The sequence below is a fragment of the Homoserinimonas sp. genome (assembly GCF_056262345.1).
Window position 1 is genome coordinate 1 of the sequence record NZ_JBACFR010000199.1, and the last position, 2,599, is coordinate 2,599.

Below are 2,599 nucleotides of genomic sequence, written 5' to 3' on the forward strand. Positions count from 1 at the left end.
TACTTAGTGGCGAACCACCTGGCGGCGGACTACGAGCCAGGCGATCGTGGCAGCCACGAGCAGCGCTAGCACGATGAGCACGATCGGCAGGAGCGATGCGGGGGAGACGCTTTGCGCACCCGCGGCGAGTTCGCCCGATCCTGCAGCGATCTTCTCGTTGCCGTCACCGAGGTCGGTCATGCCTTCGCTCAGCGTCTTGGCTCCGGCGTTGAGCTTCTCGGCTCCCGCAGCCAGGGTGCCGTTGCCTTCGGCCAGACTCGCAGCACCCGTCGAGAGCGTGTTGGCCCCCGCGGCGAGGTCGCCCGCGCCGGTGGAGAGGGTCTGCAGACCGCTGTTGAGGTTGTTAGCGCCGGTGGCGAGGCTCGCCCCGCCGGTGGAGAGCGTGCCGGCACCAGCAGCAACCTTCGCGGTGCCCTCGGCGAGAGAAGATGCTCCGATGGAGAGCTTGCTCGTGCCAGCTGCGAGGGAAGCGGCGCCGGCCGAGAGCTCGGCTGTTCCGGCCGCCGCGTTCGTGATGCTCGTGTGGATCTTCGTTGTGCCCGCAGCTACCGCGGGCATAGCGCCGGGGGCAGTGAGCGCCTCCGCACCCAGGTCGGCCTTCTTGAGGCCGTAGGGGTCATTGGGCGTCGTCGTCAGCGGGTCGTCGAGTCCGCCGGCGAGCCTGTTGGCTCCCAGAACGAGGTTGTTGTACCCGGTTGCATAGGGTGTACCCGCATACGGTGACCCCGGTCCGAAGACTGCCGCGAGCGAGGCCAGGCCGTCTCGAAGGGCCTCCGCGCCAATTCGGGCGTCGTCCACGCCAGTCGCGAGCTGCCCAAGTCCAGCGTTGACTGCTGCCGCTCCGTCCTGGAGCTGCTTTGCGCTCTGGGACGCCGTGAGGCCAGTCGCGGGATCTGGTGCGTTGAAACCTGCTGAGAGCTGCGCCGCACCCGCGTTGACCTTGGCCGCCCCGACGTTGGCGTCGGATGCGCCCGCGGCAAGCGTTGCGGCACCCGATGCGGCGGATGCTGCACCCTGGTTGAGGGTGCTTGCTCCGGCGAAGAGCTTGTTGGCGCCCTGGGCCAGCGAGGTGGCACCGGCGCTAGCGCTCGCGGCGCCCGCTGCGACCTTGTCGGCACCCTCCTTGGCGGAGGTCGCCCCGGCGGAGAGCTTGAATGCTCCCTCCTTGGCGGAAGCGGCGCCGTCCTTGAGCGTGCCGGTGCCCGTGTGCAGGGTTGCGGCGCCATCGACAAGCTTGACCGAACCATCGCGGGCCGTGTCGGCTCCCGTTGCGAGCTGGTTAGCTCCGGCGGCGAGCTTGTCGGTGGTCATAAAGAAGAAGGCCAGGAGGCCGATGAGGAGAATGGATAGCACGGCGATGACAACCTTTGAGGTGTTGTCGCGCCGCGCGGACATGGTGTGGGCAGAACCGGACATGCAGCTGACTCCTTTGTCGGGATCCGGGCACGACGCCGGCCGCACAACCTGGGCTGTGGTGAAACTGTGCTGGAGCGGCTGCGCGGGTGCTCTCCCTCAGGTGGGGCTCCGTTGCCGGCGATTGAGAGAGCGTCGTGTTCGGTCAATTGGGCCGAATCTAGCAGCGTCTTTAGCCGCCTCATATGGCCCCACAAATGTGTGTAACCTTCGTCAAACTGAGTGGTTCTCGTAGCCTCGCGGTTGTTGGTTGTCTACAGGTCAATAAGGGTTGCGGCATGCGGATGCGACCCGCCGCCTGTCGCTGACCCGCATAACACCTTCCCGTGCTTAGGCTCGTGACGTCATGATTCGATTTGATCAGGTAACTAAGCTCTACGCCGGCACCACGAGGCCCGCCCTCAACTCGGTGACCCTCGAAATTCAGCGGGGGGAGTTCGTGTTTCTTGTCGGCGCATCCGGCAGCGGCAAGTCGAGTTTTTTGCGCCTCATCCTTAAAGAGGAGAACCCGACCAAGGGCGAGATTCATGTTCTCGGCCACAACGTCGGCCGGCTCTCGAGCCGCAAGGTCCCCTATTTTCGCCGCAACCTTGGCGTGGTCTTTCAGGACTTCAGGCTTTTGCCCCAGAAGACGGTGTTCGACAACGTTGCCTTCTCGCTCCAGGTGATTGGCAAGTCGAAGGGCTTCATCCAGGAGGCCGTTCCCGACGTACTCAAGATGGTCGGCCTCGCGGGCAAGACCAGTCGCTACCCACACGAACTTTCTGGTGGCGAGCAGCAGCGCGTCGCCATTGCGCGCGCTATCGTCAACCGGCCCGCCCTTCTGCTTGCTGACGAGCCGACAGGAAACTTGGACCCCGCGACCAGCGCGGGCATCATGACTCTTCTCGAGCGCATCAGTCAGAGCGGAACCACGGTGATTATGGCAACCCACGATGCGGGAATCGTGGATCAGATGAAGCGCCGCGTGATCGAGCTCGTCGGCGGTCAGGTCGTGCGCGACGAGCGCCAGGGTGGATACCTCACACAGGCAATCCCGGTGCAAAAAACGGCGCAGGCCTCGAACCAGGGGGAATCGCTGTGAGATTTGGTTTGATCATGTCGGAGGTGGGCCAGGGCCTTCGTCGCAACTTCTCGATGGTGGTCTCCGTTGTTCTGGTGACCTTCATCTCCCTGACCTTCGTCG

2 protein-coding genes and 1 pseudogene are annotated in these 2,599 nt (G+C 64.6%); 2 read left to right on the forward strand and 1 reads right to left on the reverse strand.

Annotated elements, in window-relative coordinates:
- Positions 1–3: 3 nt before the first annotated feature.
- Positions 4–1,416 (reverse strand): hypothetical protein, encoded by a 1,413-nt coding sequence (locus AC062T_RS09695; protein WP_476029529.1) that lies wholly within the window; start codon positions 1,414–1,416, stop codon positions 4–6.
- A 343-nt stretch (positions 1,417–1,759) separates the two neighbouring features.
- Here AC062T_RS09695 and ftsE point away from each other — a divergent pair, with 343 nt between their 5' ends.
- A complete protein-coding gene (gene ftsE, locus AC062T_RS09700; RefSeq protein ID WP_476029531.1) occupies positions 1,760–2,497 on the forward strand; it encodes a cell division ATP-binding protein FtsE in 738 nt (245 codons plus the stop codon).
- Positions 2,494–2,599, forward strand: a pseudogene (locus AC062T_RS09705) (permease-like cell division protein FtsX); the annotation flags it as partial. The gene ftsE and the pseudogene AC062T_RS09705, both read left to right, overlap by 4 nt.

Bases quoted from the DNA above. Each gene is read 5' to 3' on its own strand.
- ftsE (WP_476029531.1), top strand. From the start codon at position 1,760: ATGATTCGATTTGATCAGGTAACTAAGCTCTACGCCGGCACCACGAGG.
- AC062T_RS09695 (WP_476029529.1), bottom strand. From the start codon at position 1,416: ATGTCCGGTTCTGCCCACACCATGTCCGCGCGGCGCGACAACACCTCA.